The 21606-nt window shown below is 32.1% G+C and carries 15 protein-coding genes and 1 pseudogene; 1 reads left to right on the top strand and 15 read right to left on the bottom strand.

Annotated features, from left to right (window positions below; all coding sequences use genetic code 11):
* Positions 1 to 6: 6 nt before the first annotated feature.
* The 12 genes from CTER_RS19750 to CTER_RS19805 form a co-directional block, all read right to left on the bottom strand.
* On the bottom strand, positions 7 to 1242 hold the full coding sequence (locus CTER_RS19750) for an O-antigen ligase family protein (protein WP_004628608.1): 1236 nt from the start codon (positions 1240 to 1242) through the stop codon (positions 7 to 9).
* Positions 1223 to 2425 carry a glycosyltransferase family 4 protein gene (locus CTER_RS19755; RefSeq protein WP_004628595.1) on the bottom strand — a complete coding sequence of 401 codons (1203 nt, stop codon included), beginning with the start codon at positions 2423 to 2425 and terminating at the stop codon, positions 1223 to 1225. The genes CTER_RS19750 and CTER_RS19755 overlap by 20 nt, the downstream gene beginning before the upstream one ends.
* A gap of 4 nt (positions 2426 to 2429) precedes the next feature.
* Entirely contained in the window at positions 2430 to 3590 is a 1161-nt protein-coding gene (locus CTER_RS19760; RefSeq protein ID WP_004628566.1) for a glycoside hydrolase family protein, read from the bottom strand.
* 8 nt (positions 3591 to 3598) lie between these two features.
* Positions 3599 to 4921 (bottom strand): phenylacetate--CoA ligase family protein, encoded by a 1323-nt coding sequence (locus CTER_RS19765; RefSeq protein WP_004628582.1) that lies wholly within the window; start codon positions 4919 to 4921, stop codon positions 3599 to 3601.
* Between the two features lie 56 nt (positions 4922 to 4977).
* Positions 4978 to 5496 carry an acyltransferase gene (locus CTER_RS27170; RefSeq protein WP_004628599.1) on the bottom strand — a complete coding sequence of 173 codons (519 nt, stop codon included), beginning with the start codon at positions 5494 to 5496 and terminating at the stop codon, positions 4978 to 4980.
* Between the two features lie 26 nt (positions 5497 to 5522).
* Positions 5523 to 6953, bottom strand: coding sequence for a lipopolysaccharide biosynthesis protein (locus CTER_RS19775; RefSeq protein WP_004628614.1), 1431 nt, complete (start codon positions 6951 to 6953; stop codon positions 5523 to 5525).
* Positions 6950 to 7915, bottom strand: coding sequence for a glycosyltransferase family 2 protein (locus CTER_RS19780; protein ID WP_004628602.1), 966 nt, complete (start codon positions 7913 to 7915; stop codon positions 6950 to 6952). The genes CTER_RS19775 and CTER_RS19780 overlap by 4 nt, the downstream gene beginning before the upstream one ends.
* A gap of 20 nt (positions 7916 to 7935) precedes the next feature.
* Positions 7936 to 9255: a nucleotide sugar dehydrogenase gene (locus CTER_RS19785; RefSeq protein WP_004628560.1), complete on the bottom strand. Its 1320-nt coding sequence runs from the start codon at positions 9253 to 9255 to the stop codon at positions 7936 to 7938.
* A gap of 72 nt (positions 9256 to 9327) precedes the next feature.
* On the bottom strand, positions 9328 to 10464 hold the full coding sequence (locus CTER_RS19790) for a glycosyltransferase family 4 protein (protein WP_040761714.1): 1137 nt from the start codon (positions 10462 to 10464) through the stop codon (positions 9328 to 9330).
* 18 nt (positions 10465 to 10482) lie between these two features.
* Positions 10483 to 11346, bottom strand: a complete 864-nt coding sequence (locus CTER_RS19795) for an NAD-dependent epimerase/dehydratase family protein (protein WP_004628589.1) — start codon at positions 11344 to 11346, stop codon at positions 10483 to 10485.
* A 13-nt stretch (positions 11347 to 11359) separates the two neighbouring features.
* Entirely contained in the window at positions 11360 to 11992 is a 633-nt protein-coding gene (locus CTER_RS19800; RefSeq protein ID WP_004628579.1) for a sugar transferase, read from the bottom strand.
* Positions 11993 to 12036: 44 nt separating this feature from the next.
* Positions 12037 to 12540 carry a winged helix-turn-helix transcriptional regulator gene (locus CTER_RS19805; protein ID WP_004628650.1) on the bottom strand — a complete coding sequence of 168 codons (504 nt, stop codon included), beginning with the start codon at positions 12538 to 12540 and terminating at the stop codon, positions 12037 to 12039.
* Between the two features lie 173 nt (positions 12541 to 12713).
* Between CTER_RS19805 and CTER_RS19810 the strand changes: the two genes are divergently transcribed.
* Positions 12714 to 14591: an O-antigen ligase family protein gene (locus tag CTER_RS19810; protein WP_004628547.1), complete on the top strand. Its 1878-nt coding sequence runs from the start codon at positions 12714 to 12716 to the stop codon at positions 14589 to 14591.
* A 365-nt stretch (positions 14592 to 14956) separates the two neighbouring features.
* On the opposite strand, the pseudogene CTER_RS27765 reads toward CTER_RS19810, so the two are convergent.
* The 3 genes and pseudogenes from CTER_RS27765 to CTER_RS19825 form a co-directional block, all read right to left on the bottom strand.
* A pseudogene (locus CTER_RS27765) lies at positions 14957 to 16041 on the bottom strand (IS256 family transposase); the annotation flags it as partial.
* A gap of 406 nt (positions 16042 to 16447) precedes the next feature.
* Complete coding sequence (locus CTER_RS19820; protein ID WP_004628625.1) at positions 16448 to 18718, bottom strand: Ig-like domain-containing protein; 2271 nt, start codon at positions 18716 to 18718, stop codon at positions 16448 to 16450.
* A gap of 193 nt (positions 18719 to 18911) precedes the next feature.
* Positions 18912 to 21606 (bottom strand): Ig-like domain-containing domain (locus CTER_RS19825; protein WP_004628568.1); only part of this gene is annotated, 2695 nt, incomplete at its 5' end.

Below are 21606 nucleotides of genomic sequence, written 5' to 3' on the forward strand. Positions count from 1 at the left end.
AATTAATTATTTGACTGTATTCCTATTATGCCATAGATAATCAGTATACGCCACACTCATAAAATACCAAAAGACTATCTGTAGGACATCAAATATTTGTACGGTAACACCAACTATGATAAAAGCTATTTGTGTCATTAAAAGAAACAGTAGAAAATTATTCTTCTTGTTCTGAACATATACAATAAATATTCTATACAGGTTTCGAATAAGAAAACAAACAAGGAGGCTTAATCCGACTATTCCGTAATTGAAAATATATTGTAGGTACAAATTATCCAAAATATAATCGTCACTTTTAATAATTCCATTCCCAAATATGAAGTTATCTGATATTAACTTGCCAAGGCTTTCCCAAATTGCCGTTCGTTCTCCCAATGTGGTAAGCGCACTACCCAATGATTTAAGTCTTATAGAAAAAAATAAATTTGAATTATTTGAAACAACAATACCTGCTAAAACAATCAAAATACCTATAACAGCGATCTGTTTAATAAACGCCATCCCATAATTATTAAACATCTGAAACCCCAATGCAATAATAAATAGTATTCCACAAGTAAATAGCGCTGTTCTCGATCCGGAAAAGTATACTATTCCTCCACATTCCAAAAGTAACATAACCTTGAGTAAAACTCTTACATTTGACAAGTATATATATATAAATGTAATTGATATCCATATACCTAAAAAGTTAGGATTTCTAAAAGGCCCGACTATTCGGTTATAGTACTGAAATATATTACCGGATTTATTCATTTCATAAAGTTCTCTTAGAACAGGCTTTAAAGGTAAGTTAAAAAGCTCAACTACTATAAATGGAATTAACAATAGTAAGATAATAACAATACACCTTGTTATTATGTCATTAAAATTAATGTTCCTCTGTTTGTTCTTTTCAAATAAATTATAAAAGTAATTATGTATAATCACCCACTCTATCGTTCTTATTATTTCAGTGAACTGGCGCAAACTCGAACCATACCCGTTTATCCAGGATACTAATATCCCCATAAAATTTAAAATCAGGATAAAAGCAAAATATTTTGACGTGTTTGTTATTACAAATGGGTATCGCTTTTTCAATATTAATATTGAAATGTACCCTATCAATGTAAAATCACAAACGTATAACGCCACCGAATAACCTATCGATTTTGATGGGAATGGGAAAAAAACAAGTATTAGAAAAAGATAAATTAATTGATGGTAATCAATTTTTTTATTCCCAGCTTCTATCATTAAGTATTATCCTTTCAATATCTTTATAGTGTTTTTCCCAAGTATAATTGTCAAGAACGTGCTTACGCCTCTCCTGCCCATTTTTACCAAGATTGGTAATACAATTAAATATAGCCGCTATAATCTGCTCTTCACTATTATAATCAACCAAGCATCCCAATTTTTTATCTGTTATAATTTCTCCGCTTGCTGTAATTGTTTCAGGTGGATTTGATTTCGCTGCTATACAGGGTAAACCACAAGACATAGCCTCAATATAAACATGTCCGAACCCTTCATACTTACTTGGCAAGATGAAAACATCAGCCATTTTATAGTAATCTTCCACATTAGTCCTCGCACCCCACAATTTTACACGTTTCTGTAAATTGTATTTTAATATTAGTGATTCCAATATACTCCAACATTCTCCATCTCCAACAAAAGCTAACTTTACATTTTTATCTTCTATTTTAGTCATACAGCGAATAAGTATTTCTAAATTTTTTTCACTTGATAACCTGCTAACACATAAAAGAATAATGTCTTCGCCAGCATAGTTTAGCTTTTTCCTTAAACTATCCTTTTCATTATCAGAAGCCAAATCAAACCTGTTAGTATCTACACCGGGCGGTAGTACTGCAACCTTTCTATTCTTCAGCTTGAAATAATTAACTACTTCTTGCCGTTTTGAATCACTTAAAACTCCAACTTTAGGTGCTGTTTTTATAGCTAGTTTGTCCAATATTGCTAATTGTGGCAGAATAAAATAGTAGTATAATTTTTTTAAGCTTCTATTTTCTTTAGCGGCAATAATCTGAAGTTTTGTTGCAACTAAGGGAGTAATAAAGATGTGCCTGTCATGTCTTTTTGCCTTTGAAACAGCAAGTGCAAAACTATAAAATCTTGAAATAACAATATCATCTTCAGCTATCTGCAATGCCTTTATATAAGCCTTAGTCCGGAAGTAATATACAATGGGGGAAAATAGCATTAAAAGCTTCGGTACATTAGAATAATCCACCCTCTTAACAGAAACTCCCTCAATGTTCTCAAACTCAGGCAGTTCCGTATTCTTTAAATTTGAAGTTATTATCTCCACTTCTTTGCCTTCTTTAAGCAACTGTAGTGCCAAGTTCCTTGTATACGATACCAAACCACCCTTTTCAGGCAAATATGCATTTGTTACTATCCATATCTTCACGTTTTCACCTTCTAATTGCGTTTTTTAATATTCTTACTAAAAAATTAAACATTTTTTTTCGTTTAGTCAAGACATGATTTTCATATCCCTTATAATAACAGCTACCTAATTTATCCAACCCAGTATCAATTATTTTTCTTACCTGTTCATCACTAACATATAGCAAATATTCACTCAAAGAATGTAATACCCAAGCATCTGATCTGGGATAGTAATTTTTGTCAACTATTTCACCAGATGGTTTGATAATGGGTGCAAAATGATCTGAAACAATAAATTTACTAGCCATAAAGGCTTTTATTCTTTCAATATGCAACGAATCTTCCCACAACAAAGCACACAATAATAATGAACAATACCCCCATGTGTGTATATCCCTTGATATTTTACCGTTAACCTCAATATATGGAACAGCTATATCATCAGTCAATTTTCGTTTAAGATATACAGATACTAATCTTATTATTTCTTTATTATCCTCGTTTGAATAGTACTTATCAATCTCTAAATGATAATATAATTGTTGAGCTATATGATAGTTATCAATTTTAATATAAAAAGGATCTGTCATAAGTTCCTTTTCAAAGTAATTCCAGTATCCGCTTTCTCTATAAATTATAAGTTGATCTTTCATGTACGTTAGCATTCCATCACATATATCTTTTAAACCATAATCATTAAAAACATGCATATAGTATACTAATGTACCAACGGTAAATGAAATGCCATTGGTTATATGAACTTCTTTGTATGAGCACGGAGCATAGGGTATAACCCAGTAACAATCTTTATATTTATAGGAAAAGTTTCTGATCCAGTTAATTCCGTGCTTAATTGATTGTACAACCTTATCATCTTTGTATAGGTCGTAATATTTAATTAGTGCATAAACAGATAGTATTTCCGGCGTAGTTGACTCTTTGTGTGACTTTTTGCTCATTTGCTTACCGAATAAAAAATTATACCCTATATCAAAACCACCATCTTTTAGTTGAGATTTCATAATCAAATCAGCAACTTTTTTAGCTTGTATCTTGTACTTTATATCATCAAACTTAATATCCATATTGAGTATGGCCAGTAAAGCTTCATATAAAGTTTGGGAGCTAGTAATGTTATCTACTGGCTTATTAACTATTTTCAAAACAAAATCTTTTATCTTCATAAATACACCTACAATTCACTCTTAATGAATCTATATTTTCCGTTCTTTTCTCTGGGAATTGAATCAACAATTTTGAATTGTATCTCCAAATTATTTCCAATTAAATTTTCTAACTCACGACTAAATTTTTCTATAGTTTTTTGTGAAAAATGAACATCTGGAACGATATTTATGTCTAAGGAGTTAATTGATTTCTGTATATATTGTATTTCAATGATTTCTTGAACAGATTTTTTCATAGGTTGATTCAGACTTCCCGCTGAGATGGGTGTCCCATCAGGTAGTTTAATAATATCATCTAATCTTCCTTGAAAATCAAGAATTCTCCTATGCTTACTTCCACATTCACACGACTCAGAAACAAGCCTCCCAACATCACCTATTTCATACCTTATTAAAGGCATAGCATAATTCCATAAATTAGTTCCTACTATTTTACCAATAGCATCAGATGGTCTGTTGCTGATTAAATCAATCACTTCTGCATATGTTGTTTCTTCATGAATATGATAACCATTGTGTAATTCACATTCTGTACCAACTATACAATCTTCATTCTGTCCATAATGATCAAATACCTTACAATTAAATACTTTCTCAATAGTATCTCTATATGTAGGAAAAAGCGTGTCAGAAGATGTTAAAATTGCCTTTAACCGTAATTGGGAAACATCAATATTCAGTTTTTTTATACCCGTCGCAAGTATATACAAAGCCGATGCATACCCTTGAATATACACAGGTTTAAAAATTTTAAGTTCCTCAATAAGTTTTAGAATATTTGGCTCTGTCATTTTATTTGAGGCAAACAGTATTATATCATTTAACTGATCTTTTTTTATAGGAAAATCAGAGTTTAGTATTTTCCCAATATAACAATATCTATCATTTTTAAAATCTACACCACTAACTTTTTTCCATTTCGTCCAGTTACCGATCCTAACATACTTACTTTGTTTAGAAAAATAAAGAACCATTGGTGTACCTGTTGTACCGCCTGTACTTATCTCAACTAACTTTTTGTTTTGATAATTTTTTGAGATAAGATCGTTTCTGTTGGTATTGATATCTTTCTTCGTTAATATAGGAATCTTACAAAGGTCATCTAAATTACTAAATCTCTCAGGATTAAAACCACACTCATCAAAAAGTTTGTGATAATAAGGTACATATTTAAAACTTTCTATTAGTAAAGATTTAAGTTTATCCACTTGGTAACTTTGAATTTCATCTAAAGATGCACCATTATACTCTAAAAATATTTTATTAATCCTTTTAAAATACGGATTATCGTATTTATAAACTTTATATACTTTACTCAAAAAACTCATACATAATCCTCCTATTTTTCTTAATGCAAACTTACAAATATAAATCAACAATTAATTTAGACTACCTTTCCTACAATTTGATTAACATTAATAACCCTACTTTTTTCTGGAATAGGTTTTGTTATTATAGTTCTCGCAGCTACTAAACAATAATTACTTAAGTTACCTGTCGAAGTAATAACTGATTCTGCCCCTATCCAGCAACCTCTACCTATTGTCACCATTTTTCCCTTAGACTTGTTAAAAAAAGACATATCATCTAAATTAAATTCGTGATTACCTGATGCAATTATAACATATGGCCCAATCATTGTTTTACTTCCTATAGAAACTCCATATTTTGCATCCATCCATGTTCCATAACCAATATAAACATTATCTTCTATTATTAAATTCTGTGCATTAAGAATTCTAACATGTTTAGATACCTTTAATTTTTTTCCACACTTTTTTATCCTAGTTTTAATAAACCAGCCACGAATAAGATCACCGTATGAACCATCAGGAAATACGTCTAAAAACCCCTCAAAAAAACCGATAATGGTGATCTTAATTATAAATAATACCTTTCTCATAAGAAAATCTCCTCATTTTAATGATGTTAAATCTGCTTGACTTTTATAAGATTCAACAAACTATTACGGTTAAATATACAAAATATTATTAAAACAACAATTGTTATAAGTAGGTTTATTAAATCATTTGTGTTTTTAATTTTAATTATCAAACCCAAAATACACAATAGTGAGCAATATAAATAATATTGATTTGATAATTTTATCTCATAATCCATCTTACGTAAGTAAAGCTTACACAAACTAATGGTAATAATTGATGCAACAACTCTTACAATTACTAGGCCTTCAATCCCCACATATTTAAGCAATGGAAGCATTAAAGACACTTGAAATACTACTGATATTACACTTATAATAAAATACTGCTTTGATTTCCCTAGAGCAAACAAATAATTGTTCAATATTATTGCCGGTGCAGAAATAATAACAGTAATTGTAAAAAGCTGTAATATATTTGTATAATCTAAGTATTCCGGGCCAAAAAGAACTCTTACAATTAACTTAGAGTTCATCACAATTGACACGGTAATTGGAAAAATAATCATCAGATTTCTATTAATCAGAATTCCAAAAATTTTATTAGAGGTTTCTTTATTTAATTGTTTACATATATATGGATAAAAAGTTGAATTATAAATATTAGGGATTAACTTAATCATATTTACTATTTTCACTATTAGGTAATATCCTCCCAATACACCCAGGCCCAGTTTATTAATGATTATGATCTGATCAGCCTTATCAAATATAAAAGCCATAATTGTTGAGAGATGTAGAAATAGAGCATATTTGAAAATCTTCTGCTCAGGTCTTTTAAACTCAAATAAAGCTTTTAAATTAAAAAGCTTATTTTTTATCAAAAGGTATATAAGTAATAATATAAACCCTATAAATAGTGACATAAATAGATTTGATTTAGCATTGCTTTTATTAATAACAGCAATATATAAAGTCCCAAAAAAAGTGACTATGTTAAATACCTTAGTACCAATTGAATAGATAAAGAAATGTTCTTGCTCCTTCACATATGCTAATAAAATATTACATATAATTATTAATATGCCAGCTAAATACATACTTAGCGTGGTATTTTCGTCTATACCAACGAATATTTTTATAATATCAATCCCAAATAATCTGAAGGCAACAGTAAACACAACAAAGTATATTAAGCATATTCGTATGTAATATACAATAAACCTTTTTTTATTTAAGGGTTGTTTAATATCAGACAATAATTTAACTATAGCTGTTTCTCCACCAAATAAGAAAAAAGTAATTATTATATTATAAAACAACTCTATAATTCCTAAAATTCCTGATGCTTCGGCAGATACTCTACTAATAACAGCCGAAGTAGCAAGTTGAAGAGGAATCGCTAAAACAGATACTAATAAAACTACTTTAGCTCCATTATTATATTTTCTTTCCAACTGATCAGAAATAATTATCACCCCAACTTTAAACCCTTGAAAGAAATATACAGTATTATGTCCATTTTGACCTTTAAGCATCTATAAATAAATTGATAGCGTTTTTGCAAATAATTAATATCAGCCATCTCAAGTAAATAGTGTACATCACTGTATAGCAATTTTTTATATTTAATATAACCGCTAAATCCTTTACACTGTTCAGCCAATAGCTTAAGTATTTGTATTTTTATAACCAGTTCAAAATTATAAATTCCTTGTTTATGCGTATCTCCAAAATTACTTTTTAAAATTCCCATTATCAATACGCTTGTTTTGAACAAATGTTCCCATGTTACTGCTACTGACATTGACCCTTCTCTTTTCAAATACTTATACAGGGTCAGATTACAAAATAGTAATTTTGATGCTGAATTTATGCAATTTAATGTAAATATCAATTCTTCAGAATTTCTGTTATCTTCATCAAACCTGATATTGAACTTGTCAATTATATTTCTATTGATTATTTTAAATTGTCCCCAAGGAAGTGTCCATGATAACGTATATGTCATAAGATCATATTTGTCAACACGGTTAAACGCTGATAAATCAAAATGCCTTATCACCTGTCCTGCTTCATTTACTTGGTCAAAATCATAATATATTATGTCATATTCACCCTGAATCAAATAGTTATCTAAAATTGTATTAAGAACTTGCGTGTCCAGATAATCATCGGAATCCAGAAACATGATATATTTACCTGTCGCTGCTGATATACCAGTATTTCTCGCTACACCAGGGCCTGAATTGTTCTGATATATGTATTTAATCAAATTTTTATTCCGATAGTTAGTCTCACATATTAATTTTGTGCTGTCAGTTGAGCCATCATCAATCAGTATTATTTCAACTTTATTATTATCACCTATTGAGTCTAAACACTTTTTTATTGTTAATTCAGAATTATACATAGGAATGATAATTGATAAAAACACCATTTATTGTAACTCCCTCAATGTTATAATCTCCAATAGCTATAACCTGCAACTTCTATCTCACTTTTACATAACATACTTTTAACATCGATAATTACTTTTTCACAATTTTTTATATTTTTAAACATACTATCTATATTTGAAACCTTCATTTCTTTAAATAGTTTATGTGCAACCGCGAAAACCAGGCAATCTGCATCATTAACCTCAGATATATCAGTCAAATATACTCCGTATTCCTTCTTTGCATCGTCTTCGTTTGCTTGCGGGTCTACTACAATAGGTTCAATACCATATTCCCTGAGTCGTACAATAATATCATTAACCTTTGAATTACGTGTATCAGGGCAATTTTCTTTAAATGTTAATCCCAAGATAACAACTTTTGACTTTTTAACAACCTTATTGGCTAAGATAAGCTTTTTAATGATAATGTCAGCGATATATTCACCCATCCCATCATTTATTTTTCTCCCGGCCAAAATAATCTGGCTATGATACCCAAGTTTTTCGGCTTGGTATATAAAATAATAAGGATCTACCCCAATACAGTGTCCGCCGACTAGCCCCGGATAAAATCCAATCGCATTCCACTTAGTGTTCATAGCATCTACAACTTCTTTTGTATCAATGCCCATTCTGCCAAATACCATAGCTAGTTCATTCATAAATGCAATATTTATGTCACGTTGACTGTTTTCAACAACTTTAGCAGCTTCAGCGACTTTAATACAGCTTGCTTTATGTACTCCTACTTCAATAACCAGTTCATAAACCTTTGAAATGATGTCCAATGAATCTTCATCCATACCGGACACTATCTTTTTTATATTCTCTAATTTATGTACTTTATCTCCCGGATTAATACGTTCTGGTGAATAACCCACCTTAAAGTCAATACCACATTTTAATCCTGATTCATTCTCAAGTATAGGTATACATATATCTTCAGTAACACCCGGATATACAGTTGATTCATACACTACAATTGATCCCTTAGATAGGTTTCTTCCCAGGATTTTACTTGCTCCCTCTACCGGACTTAGATCTGGAGTTTTATCCGTATTGACAGGAGTTGGAACAGCAACAATGTGAAATTTTGCTTCCTGGAGTCTGGTTTCATCGTACGTAAAATCTACGGTAGATTGTTTAATGACATCATTACCAACCTCATTAGTTAGATCAATACCATTTTTATATTGTTCAATCTTGCATTTATTCAAATCAAAACCAACAACATTTACTTTTTTAGCAAAGGCCACAGCAATAGGCATTCCAACATAGCCCAATCCAACTACCGAAATCTTCTCTTGATTGTTCAATAATTTTTCATAAAGATTCATATTATTAATCCCTTCGTACTTTCGAAATCTCTTCCCATTCAATTCATAAATGCTATTGTACAGTGGAATTCATCAATTTATATCTGAGTAAATTTTATTCATCTTGTTCTGCACACAAATAACGTCATTATTCTTAATCGCTTCTTTATTAAAATTTCCCATCATTATCCTTCGATCATTATTAAATAACTTTTTAATACTCTCGGTAAAACCGTTCACATCATGCGGTCCGACACAAAAACCACCTCTGTTGTTTTTTACCAAATCAGTGTTTCCTCTTATTTTTGAACATACAACAGGAAGGCCTGAGGCCATTGATTCCATCAGTGCTACTGAAAGGCCTTCCCGAAAAGATGGAAAAACAAATATATCAGCTAACTTGTAAATTTCATAAATATCATTTCTAAAACCAAGGAATTTTACTTTATCTTCTATTCCTAGTGAAGTACATAGTTTTTTTAGATATTCCTCCAGGGAACCTGTACCACATATTAGATAACAAATATCACGTTCTTTAAGTATTGAAATTGCTTTTAAAACGGTTTCATGATTTTTGTTTTTATTTAATTCCCCTACTGACAATATGACTAAAGAATTTGAAGATATACCCAACTCATTCCGTTTTATATTTGTATCTATATTGACGTTCCCAATCTTTACGATATTTATCCCCACACCCGGTATATACTCAATCCTTTTTGCTTTAAATGTCTTTGTACGCTCATAATCTTCTCTATTTATTGTAATAAGCACATCAGTATACTTAGCTAGCCATCGTTCCACAGGATAATATATCAACCAGTTAAGTAACGGCGCACCCTTAAAAAAATGAAATCCGTGTGCAGTATAAATTACTTTGGTCTTTGTCTCAAACGCAGCCACCCTTCCACACACCCCACCAATCGGTGAATGACAATGGATAAACTCATACTTATTTTTAATTACTAATTGTACTATCTTTTTATACGCTTTTATACTACCGATTACATCTTTAATATCACGTGAAAAATCAATGTGATAATATTTAATACCGAGAGCTTCCAATTCCTTCTTGAACTCTTTTACCCGCTCTTTTGAACTTGTATTACCATATTCAAAGTTCGCAGCAACATGAACTTCATAACCTTTGCTTTTCAAAATGTCTATATTAGACATATTGAACTGATCTATCATTGAAGCAACAGATGCAAGCATTAACATTTTCCTCATTTTATACTAACCCCTTCATCACTTCTCTGTTATTTCAATTGAATCCCGAAAATTTCTAACCCTATAGTTTTGTTTGTATTCTGATAATTTCATATCATATACCAGACTGCCAAAGGCTTTATTAACCACTCCAAAAAATCTCCCTAGCATCTTCAAAATTAAGTTGAAAATTTTAACAAGTCTAACCTTTTTTCCGTGAATATCTGCGATTAATCTTACCATTTCGGCTGTATTAACATATTCCGCATTCTGTGGAAAAAAAGTACCCTGCTCATCATTATCAATCATAAGCCGTATAAATTCACATAAGTTATCAATATAGAGCATACTTCTTTTGTTTTCAATATCAGGGAAAAGAGGAAACCTCTTGGCATAATTCGCCAATCTCGGGTAATTCCCCCTTGATCCTTTACCGTAAATCATTGGCGGTCTAAGTATTACTATTTTAAATTCGCTGCTTTCTAAAACGCTAATCCGTTCTTCAGCCTCTAATTTGCTTTTTCCATAAAAATTAGCCGGTTTAGGAATTGTGTTTTTATCTATAACTCTCGAACTATTAATGAAACTACTATCTCCATAAACAATAATACTGCTCATAAAAATGAATTGTTTAACACCTTCATTCTTTGCCTTGACAGCAGTTTCTATAGTGAGATCACGATTAATCTTATAATATAATTCTTCCATTTTTGGATCAGCAGACACATGAGCAATACCTGCCACATGAAAAATCACATCATATCCGAAAAAATTTTTATACTTCCATGATGGTTCTTTCATATCAATAATCTCCACCTGATATTTATTGGGCCATTGTGTCACCCATTTTTCAAGTGAAGTACCTATATAGCTGTCGGCACCTGTTATAAGAATCTTTTTCATGCTCTAATATCTCCTAGCGGGTAGTTTTTTCGGTAGCCACACTTTCCACTAATACTTTCTCCATCTTGCCGTTCCCTCCTTCTACAACACCCTCACGTTTTATTACAGAAATAATGGTAAAGAAAAAACACTTGATATCCATAGAAAATCCCATTTTCTCGACATATTCACCATCTAGTTTTGCTTTAATGTTTATAGGTAATTCATCTCTGCCATTAATTTGTGCCCATCCTGTAAGGCCAGGTAGAATGTCATTAGCACCGTATTTATCACGTTCAGCAATCAAATCATACTGATTCCACAATGCAGGCCGAGGTCCTATAAATGACATGTTTCCGATTAGAATATTTATAATTTGCGGAAGCTCATCTAGGCTTGTTTTACGAAGAAAACCACCAAGTCGTGTTATGTACTTTTTAGGATCTTCAAGCATATGAGTTGGTTTATCTTTTGGTGTATTTATTTTCATTGTACGAAATTTGAAAATATTAAAATATGTTTTATTCATTCCAATTCGCTTTTGCCTAAATAAGATAGGTCCTTTGGAATCAAATCTTATTGCAATGGCTAAAATCAGAAAAACTGGTAAAATTATTATTAGGCTTATTAAAGCAATTAAAAAATCTAACACTCTTTTCACAACCAAATATATTTTCACCACCCCCAGCTTATTGAAATTATTATCTTTATTTAAATCAATTCAATTAGATTTACAACTCTTTTATATTTGGACTTTAACACATTATAAGTATTTATATCTAAAGCTACAACTGTTTTAAATTCTCCAATTGTTTCCCCATGTCTAATCAAGTTTACTTTATCGTTTTCTCCTATTGAAAGCTTAACAAGCTCACTTATCTCATCGTCTTCTAAAACGACGGTTATATCTCCATACTCATTTGTTAAATCTTCCAGCGTCATCCTAATTGTTTCTTGTATATTAATGATAAAATTATAGTTACTTTTTATGTATTTACTTGTTTTTTGCAGCTTTTCTAAGACTCCGTTTGGCGTAAGTATATAACGAATTCTATTCATAGGCATTCTTTTTATCTTAATCAAGCCTTCATTTACCATTTTACTCAAGAGTAAATTAATGCTCCCAAGAGAGCATTGCAGTATTTTTGATAATTCTCTTTGAGTTATCTTTGGGTTTTTACGTATTTCGTTAAGTACAATGTGTTTTTTATCCATGTTATACTCTTATATGTTTAATTTATGAACACGTTAATATTACTATTTTCCCTTATGTTTGTCAATTGAAGTTATTTCAGAATATATCTAGAAAGTTATATTTTACAGTTTATTTACTTATTAAGCTATGTTAAAATTATGTGAGTTGATAATGAAAGGTGGTCGAAACCAATTTGAAAAAAATTAATAAAAGCAATGAAAATTATGTGAAAATAATTCCATTGGCTTTAATTTTATTAGTAGTACCAATGATTGTTTATTTGAAGGAAGTTCCTGTAAATGAAGGGCTAAAAAATTTGTATTCTTCCCCTACGGTAGGTGATTTTTTTAATTATTACAAAGTGCAGTGGTTAATAATTTTCACTGTCTTCTCAACTGTTTTTTTTTCTTTTTACTTGTATACTAAGAAAATTATTTTAAAACTAAATATTGGTTTTATACCGTTGTTTGTTTATCTCTTCTTAGTTTTTTTGTCTTCGTCAATGTCAAAATACCATGATATTGCGTTCATGGGTTTTATCGATAGATATGAGGGTTTTTGGGTGATTTTATGTTATGTTATTATTTGCTTTATATCAGCACATTTGATATCCAACGAGAAGGACATTAAAGTGTTATTTGGTTCTTTAATGATATGCGCTGCTATTTTGAGCACATTAGGAATCTCTCAGCTATTTAACTTTGATTTTCTTCAGACTGATTTTATGAAACAGTTGATTCTCCCACAAAAATATGTAGATTCCGGCACTACTTTAAATTTTAAGTTCCCATCCCGCTATATTTATTCTACCCTGTTTAATCCAAACTATGTTGGTAGCTTCTGTGCAATGACACTGCCTATTACTATTGTAACTCTTCTGTTTTCAAGAAAAACATACTTAAAAATCTTTTCTGCAATTCTATCTGGTCTGGTTCTGATCAATCTTATTGGAAGTCGTTCTAGCGCAGGAATTGTCAGTGTCATTATAACTACAATAGCCTTGGTCATTTTACATAGGAAACAGCTACTAAAGTATTGGGTTCCAGTACTAGGGATACTCCTTTCTAGTTCTATTTTACTTATAATTCTTAACGTAAGTCTTGGAAATATAATTTCAAATGAAATTACAGATTTTTTGCCCAAAAAACATGTTCAGCCAATCTACAAAGATGGTGATACCAAATACTTAACTGATATGACATTTGATAAAGCAAAAATGACAATTTATATGGGTGCCTCCCCCATTAACGTAGTATTTAACCAACAATCTAGGAAACTTGAGTTTTCTGATGATACAGGAAGTAAACTGAAAATTATGGCAACTCCAAAGGATAAAGACCGATTTGGTTTTGATAGTCCTAAATATATTGGTTTGACTTTTAAAATTGAAAATAACTCAATTCATATCTTTGCTCCAAATGTAAACTATTTTGTTGTCATTGATGATTCTGGTTCTTTTAAATTTGTTACCCAGAGTAATAAACTTGTCGATATTGTGAAGGCTAAAGCGGTTGGCTTTGAAGGATATGAAACCTGGGCTTCCAGTAGAGGGTATATTTGGTCCCGGTCTATTCCATTAATAGCAAACACCTTGGTATTAGGCCATGGCCCGGATACATTTGGGTTATACTTTCCTCAAAATGATTTCGCGGGCTTAATCAAAGCATTTAGGACCCCTTATATGTTGGTCGATAAGCCTCATAATATGTATCTACAGATTGCAATTAATACAGGACTATTTTCATTGTTAGCCTTCTTAGTCTTTATAATTTTGTACATTGTAAACTCATTTAAACTATATTTTAAACCTAAAAAAGAAGATAGTTTTTATTATTTTGTGGGTTCTGCATGTGTGCTTTCTGTAACTGGATACTTAATAGCGGCAATTGCCAATGATAGCAATGTTAATGTAAGCCCATTATTTTGGATCATTCTGGGTATAGGCTTTGCATGTAACAGATTATATTCAAGGGAGCTTGTTGCTCCTCCCCTCAAATTAAATAATATTGCAAATAAACCTGCTAAAAAATATAGTAAAAGTAGCAATAAACAAAGTGGTTCTATTAGATAGATCTTATTATTATCAACTATAGAAGAAAATAAATTTTAATTTATATCTGATACTTTGTATTGGATATAGTTAAAATTATTTGATAAAATGCAAAACAGTCGAGTTCATTATATGTTCTATTTGTACTGTAAATAATTTTGTGTATGAAGTAGTTTTAACTCAGTTTTGGGCTGAGAATTTCCTAGGTACAAACTCTTAAAAATAAATGTTATATTTTAAATTATTGCCAGATTTCTGGGATTCTATGCATGTTCCAGACTAAATTTGGCAATAATCTTTAATAATGATATTTCTATGTCTTTCCCTCTATTTTGAGGGTTTAGCCTGTCCGGCGCTGAGGACAAGCTAGTGGCTGATGGTGGATAAATGTAGTAATCAAGCCTCTCATTATACATAATCGTTAGTTGACTCATTACCTCCCAGTTCCAGTATCCTTGAGTCCGTTTTTTATTACGTTCATTGAAGCCAGGTAAGGCATTTTCTCAAGGGATTTATCTGAAGGAAACACCGCTTTAGCCTTTGGTTACTTTTCTGAACTGTCGATGTAAGCCTTCAATAATATTTGTTGTATGTATTATCTTCCTTATTTGTTCCGGGAATTTGTAGAATGGACATAGTACTTCTCAGTTATTTTCCCAGATTCTAAATGCATAAGGATATTCCTTACCCCATTTACTTTTAAATCTTCAAGTCGATTTAATGCTATTTTTTCGCTGGAGCTACACACTCTTAAAATCCCTTGAAAAAACCTTTAAATCCTTGTTATAATTTGAATGAATTTCTTAATTGATGAATAATGCATCTCTGAATTTCTAAAGACCATCTATATAGAAAACTAGAACATCTTCTATCCCTCTATTTTTAAGGTCATTCAGAGGACTCCTAACCAGAATTTTGAGGATTCATTTTCACCAATCTAAATGCCTAAAATATCTACACCCATGACAACATATGCAGCTTTATTAACTATTTGTCCATCAGTTCTTACCTTGTAATGGATAGCATCCATAAATACAAAAGGATATACAGGCTCAAGAGGTCTACTTTTCCACTCTCTAATCTCAGGAACAATTTTTTGGTTATTTTGCTAACCGTTTCAGATGAAACATCAAAATCATAAAGTTCTTTAGCCTAATCGTGAATATCCCTTGCAGGCATGCTTCTTGCATAAAATGATATTACTTTTTCTTCGATACTAGCTACATCTCTTTTATATTTTGAAACTATTTTAGGTTCAAATTACTCTTTAGCTTCTTGCTTGAGTAACCGTTTCTGCTGCTATCAGTTATTTTATTGTTTGATTCATCCCGTGAATATCCAAGAGTAACATCCATCTCAGCTTCGAACATTTCTTGAAGAATATCCTTGAACGCTTCTTTTAAAAAGGACATTATTTCGCCTAGATTTTAAAATCATTCTCCTGAATTAGCTCTTTTGGTAAAGCACTCATAAAAAATCTCCTCTCTGGTTAATACCTAAATTCTTAACCAAAAAGGAGCATTTTCAATGTTCCATACACAAAATTTTTTACAGCGACATTTAATTTGATAAAACTCAATTAAATGAATGTAATCGCTCTACATTATAGCTAACCTTGTAAATTATATATGGTTAGCCATAATGAGAAACAAAATATTACTTTTTACATTCTGTCTTTCAGCGTCAGACCGCCCAGATTTTGTGGATAATTCCGCCCAGTCCTAATCATGCATGTAAAACAGCAGACATTCAAGTATGTATATATTGTCAAGTCCATTCGATTTTGGTGTCTCGATGATACCATATACATCAGAACTTTTATATGTAGCACCCTTAGGTTATCTACAAACAGCCAGTTCTACCATTTAACTGTAAAGCTATTTCGCCACTGTAACTTTAATAGTATTGCTTTGTGAATCAGAGTAAACCTCTCCTCCTATATCTTTTAATTGCTTATAATTAAATGTATAGTCTACACCCTCAGGGAGATAGTCAAATTTCAGTACGATTACTTTACTATCAATATAGGTAATGGCTATAGGAACCTTTTTCACTAATGCTCCGTTATCATAATACTCAACACTGTAATTACCTGTAAGTATATTGGGAGTATCCATCGCTATTTCTCTACTAAAAACTACTTTTATCGTATCCCGCGAAATTTTAACTGCTTTTTCCATTGACATATTTGCGTCAGAAATATTGTATGAATCGAATGTATAGTCGCTTTGTCCGGTCAAGGAATACCCTGTATAATCAGTAATTTTTGAACTCATTCTTAGCGTATATGTAATATTGGGCTGCAATTTCCTATCATTTTGAAAAAACAGCCTTATAGTACATGAGTCCTCAGAGGCCACTACAGCCTTAATCGGATTCAATTTAAAAGATGAATTTTTAGTATCAAGTACTGTAAAATTAGATACATCAGATAAAGCTTTTTCACTTAATGGCTTACTGAACGTTACATCAACTGAGGAGGTATCAACAGGAACAACACCAAATACCTGAAATTCAATCATTCCTGCAGTATCGCCAACAAAGGAATAACTTTTTGTATTTATTGTATATTGATGGTTCACATCACTCATTAAATTTACCATCAAGTTATAACTTTTTGTTGGATCCAAGGAACTACCTAATGAAAGAAGCACACTTCTCCCCGGTTTTGCAATCATCTGGGCTGCTTTTACCTGAATTGGCTTATTGCTAGAATCAGTTACATTATACATGTAAATTTGTTCAGCCATGTTGGGATCAACATCCATAGTAAAATCCACCTGGATCGTATTCCTTGTCAGGCATATGACCTGACCAATGGCAAAACCAGTACTTTGTTGTATATCCTTTGCAATAAATGTGTCCAATTCTGTCTGAGGTACAAAGGTAACTCCAAATGCACTTATCAGTTCTGACGAAACTTTTATAGAATACTCCTGATCAGCAGTAAATTTCTTTCCTTTTAAAGAAATAGTTACCCCCTCACTATTAGGCAATACTTTTATCAATGTGTCTGACGGACTTGAGGATACAAATGGTGAATCATTTTCATATATTTCATAATATAACGGATTTGCTGCATTATCATTCACAGGATGTGTAAAGTAAACATTTACTTCGTCCCCGTTTTTTTGTTCTATTTTGCTTATTTTAAATAAATCCGATACTACCTCAACTACTGTAAATCCGCTGAATTGCCCTGAAACTTTAGAAATTGTATTTCCTTCGTAATCTACAAGCTTTTTAATTTCAATGCTGTATTTTCTGGCAGCAACCTGAGTCGAAGTTTTGATAATTAACTCCGTATCGGTTTGGCTTACACCATTTACACTGAGTATATTTCCATTTGAAATATCATTTATTTGTATACTCTCTGCATTAATATTACCCATTTTTTCATTAAAAATAACTTTTATTTTCTGTTCATTTAATGGCTTTATTTCAACAATTTTTGAAATTTCTTCATCCTTAAGAATCTTTGAAGCACTGGCTGTTTCATAGGTTATTATATCTTCATTTACCATCTTCTGAATCAGGCTCATATTTTCAGATTTAGGTTGTAATCCTAATGCAGTATACATAACTCTTACTACATTTCCTCGTTTAAAATCACTGTTATCATCAGTTTTTGACTGATAAGAGGGATCACTTACCAGTCCTGCCTCATAGGCCTTCTGAAATACTGTACTCCAGGAAAAATCTTCGGTAGTATAGCCCAAAGCTTTTAATGTCATCCCTAAAAATTCTTTTTCAGATACATAATCTTTTGGTCTGAAGGTAGCAGTATCATTTACTGTTATAATGCCTGAACGCTCACAATACCCCACACTTGGTGCAAACCAGTCTGTCTTTTTTACATCATTAAAACTTGTTGTAGAGTATGTATCTTTATTGTCTTTAACATATTTATTTTTACCTATCAGATTAACTAAAAACTGTGTCGCTTCACTTCTCTTTAGCTTGGATTGCAGCATATAATCACCTTTTTCATTTCCTGTTATCATTCCAAGCTGATTCAGTCTTGAAGCCATATCATTTTCAGATATATATTCTTGTGTAGTTGATTCTGCCATTACACCGGTTACAGCAAAAATTGATATTAAGCAGCAGCATATAATAATAAACGCCAGTATTCTCCTTTTGTACATAATTTAATTATCCTCCTATGTAATAAAATCCTAGATATATTAATATTACCATATATATTGTAAATGTTGTAGAAGAAAGTATAAGAAAGTTGGATAAAAAAACACTCCACAGGTATTTATGTACCGTGGAGTGTTTTCAAGTGCTTGTGAGTCCTTCAGACTCACAAGCTTTTAAATCATTGACACATTTTTATTATGGAGTAACAACAGTAACTGTTACAGCACCTGTAGCTGGGATATTTACATTAAATGTCTTAGTCTCAGAAACTGAACCAATAGTAATTGTAGCAGTCAATATATCAGTTTGTGGTCTGGTAGGAGTTGTATAAACACCATTATCAATTGTACCAGAAACTGCTGACCAAGATATTGTTCCAAATGTGCCAGCAACGGTAGTATCAGGTAATGCTATTGTTGCTGTCGCAGCTGTAGGAGTTGCCACTACTAAACTAGCTGTAGTAAGATTAGCCTTAGCTGTAACCATAAAACCAGCTGCTACATCATCTTGTATTATAACTTCTACTTTAGAAGCATATACAACTGTAGTACGATCATCATCTTTGGTTAATACTACATAGTATTCTGATGCATTAGCAGGAGTACCTGCAGTTCCAAATGTTAAATCATCAGTATCAGTTGTATCAGTATCAGGTGTACCAGTAATAGCACCAGCTACATTAATAGCACCTGTGGTAGTTGCGATTATTTTTACCTGATAGTCAGTTGCTGTATAACCATTAAGATCTAATTTAACAGTATTAGCATCTGCTCTTACCAAAGCCAAGCCGATGTCAGGAGTATTTCCTTCAAAGTCAAAATTCTCTGAACCGCCCTGTACATAAGTTACTGCAGCTCTGTAACTCTTTGAGGACAGAAGTGGTAACTCAAGAGAAACAGTAGCCTTTTTATTGCTATCAGTTCTTACAATTGCAGAAGCCTGTGGAATAACAACGTTTGTATTACCAAGTTCGTATACAGTAACTGAGGCAATAGCTTTAGTTGCTGTTACATAGATCTTCTTAGCGTTTATTGTTCCAACGCCCTTTACAAGATCAACAGTCTTAACATCAGAACCAGCGAAATCCCATCTAACATCTTTATAGTCTTCTCTGTTTCCAGCTACATCTTTAGCACCGGAAAGAACTGTTAATATATAGTTTTTAGCCAATTCCAATTCATCATTGGTCTTGATGGTAACAACACTGCCATCCTTAGCTGGTGGTGTCTGTAAAGAAATAGTTTTCTTGATGTTACTGTTGTTAGGATCTTCCCAAACAACTCTGTAAGTACCAACAGCATCTATGTCTTCGTCATATGTTACTTCGATAGTATTTCTGTCGATTGCTGCAACACCTGTAATAACAGGAGCTACATTATCTTCCATGTATGTGATGTATTCTGTATCAGCCTTGCTAGTATCCAATTCAACTGCAGGTGCACCTGAAAGATCCTTAGCCCAAGCACTGAAATTCAAAGTAACTTTGTCATTAGCCTTCCATATTCCAGAAGCCTTTTCAATTGTCCACTCAGACTGATAAGTGTCTACAATATCAGTGTTACCTCTATCTTCTTTAAAACTACCGGATGGAACATTGGTCAATCTTACTGGTTCAGAGAACACAGCCTTAAGCTTTTTAACATTAACCTGCTCAATGTATTCAACAACAGGTGCAGTGTTTGCTTCAGTGTTTGAAGTAAATACTGATCTGTCAGCTATATCAGGAACAGTAGCTGTATACGTAACTATTTTATTTCCAGCTTCATCAGCAAAACGGTTAGCATCCCCGGTAGGAATAGTAGCTATTACGTAATCAGCTGAGGATGTAGTTGAGAATGTTCCTGAAGTTACTGTGTAAACTAAAGTTTTTCCATCATCAAGCTTTCCTGCAAAAGTGCATGGTACTGAAGTACCAGCAACCAAAGCACCATTGTTAACCTGCTGTACAGTCAAACTACTTGGATAAGTCTCGATCTTTTCATCAAAGTATATGTGTATTTCTTTGTTATTTGGAGAGTAGATGTAGGATATGGATGGTACTGTAGTATCTATATCCTTTGAATTAGTAAGAACATCTACTTTAGCATTTGACATAGCATTTCCAAACTTATCTTCTACATTATTCATTGTAACAGTATAAGTTGTATTAGCTGTCAATGTAGGAGTAGTTAACTTAACTACTGTATCATCGCTTTCCAAAGCTGCCTTGATTGGTGAACCGATATCCTTGTTAAATGAATAGTTTGTAGGATCGGTTGCAGTTGTCTTGTCTACTTTGTTATCAAAACGTAATTTTATTTCATTGTTGCTGACATACTCTGTTTTTACTACGTATGGAGGTGTAGTATCTACAGGTGAACCTCTGAAGCTGAATACAGGGTACTTACCACCAGTCTGCTTCAATACATTTCCAAATTCATCAGCTACAGCTTTAACTTCCAGCTTGTAAGTCTTATTAACTTCCTGAGCTGCAGTTGTAAGTGTAACCTTTTTAGTTGTATATCCATCAGGATAACTGGTATCAGCCGCTTTAGCACTGATTACTTCAAGAGTTTCACTTCCGTAAGTAATACTGTAGTTGCTGATATCTTCGAGAGTTGCAGCATCCATTGCGTTGTTATCGGTAAATTCGATTTCAACTTGTGTATTGTTTTCAGACTTAATTTGACCAGCTTTAACTGTTGGAGATGTCTTATCTTCAGCAGCGCCACGGAATGAACGTGTTGTCTTTCCTAAAGCATTAGCCAATACTGAGTTATCAGTCAGGTTTTCCATAGTCAAAGAATATGACTTGTTAGCTGTCTGAACTTCTGTCATAAGAACTACTGTCTCATACTTGTCATCATCATTTGTATCATAAGCTTTTACACTTGTGATAGCCAGATCGTTG

It is taken from the genome of Ruminiclostridium cellobioparum subsp. termitidis CT1112, from assembly GCF_000350485.1.
Classification (GTDB): Bacteria; Bacillota; Clostridia; order Acetivibrionales; family DSM-1351; genus Ruminiclostridium; species Ruminiclostridium termitidis.

What these genes read in the sequence shown, in the direction of transcription:
- CTER_RS19750 (WP_004628608.1), bottom strand. Translation starts at nt 1,242, where the DNA reads ATGATAGAAGCTGGGAATAAAAAAATTGATTACCATCAATTAATTTAT.
- CTER_RS19760 (WP_004628566.1), bottom strand. Translation starts at nt 3,590, where the DNA reads ATGAAGATAAAAGATTTTGTTTTGAAAATAGTTAATAAGCCAGTAGAT.
- CTER_RS19765 (WP_004628582.1), bottom strand. Translation starts at nt 4,921, where the DNA reads ATGAGTTTTTTGAGTAAAGTATATAAAGTTTATAAATACGATAATCCG.
- CTER_RS27170 (WP_004628599.1), bottom strand. Translation starts at nt 5,496, where the DNA reads ATGAGAAAGGTATTATTTATAATTAAGATCACCATTATCGGTTTTTTT.
- CTER_RS19780 (WP_004628602.1), bottom strand. Translation starts at nt 7,915, where the DNA reads ATGGTGTTTTTATCAATTATCATTCCTATGTATAATTCTGAATTAACA.
- CTER_RS19785 (WP_004628560.1), bottom strand. Translation starts at nt 9,255, where the DNA reads ATGAATCTTTATGAAAAATTATTGAACAATCAAGAGAAGATTTCGGTA.
- CTER_RS19790 (WP_040761714.1), bottom strand. Translation starts at nt 10,464, where the DNA reads ATGAGGAAAATGTTAATGCTTGCATCTGTTGCTTCAATGATAGATCAG.
- CTER_RS19795 (WP_004628589.1), bottom strand. Translation starts at nt 11,346, where the DNA reads ATGAAAAAGATTCTTATAACAGGTGCCGACAGCTATATAGGTACTTCA.
- CTER_RS19805 (WP_004628650.1), bottom strand. Translation starts at nt 12,540, where the DNA reads ATGGATAAAAAACACATTGTACTTAACGAAATACGTAAAAACCCAAAG.
- CTER_RS19820 (WP_004628625.1), bottom strand. Translation starts at nt 18,718, where the DNA reads ATGTACAAAAGGAGAATACTGGCGTTTATTATTATATGCTGCTGCTTA.